Consider the following 317-nt stretch of genomic DNA (forward strand, 5'->3'; position numbering starts at 1 on the left):
CTTCCCAAGATAGCGGATTCTCAATAAAGATACCTTCACGGCATCGCTGAAATACAAAATGTAAATGGTCTGCTAAGGCTAGATACAAAGACAAATCAAACTGAACTTCTAAAGTTTCTTCTGCCCTATTGATAATGGCATTGACTACTTCCACTTCACTGCTCTCCATTTGCAGGTACAGACTTGATAAATCTGATTGTTGATAGTCATTTTGTAGCACAAAGGTTCTCTCGATTTTACTGGTGTCTAATTCTTCCCCTGCTTTTTTCTGAAAACCTAATCCTTTCCCCATGACAATCAACTCACGGCCCTGCTGA

General features: G+C 39.7%; 1 protein-coding gene. It reads right to left on the minus strand.

Going from position 1 to position 317, the window contains the following annotated elements; genetic code table 11:
* A partial coding sequence (locus C1E99_RS11545) for a CAT RNA binding domain-containing protein (RefSeq protein ID WP_153060202.1) occupies positions 1 to 317 on the minus strand: 317 nt, incomplete at both ends.

The sequence above is a fragment of the Streptococcus suis genome (genome assembly GCF_002964045.1).
Classification (GTDB): Bacteria; Bacillota; Bacilli; order Lactobacillales; family Streptococcaceae; genus Streptococcus; species Streptococcus suis_U.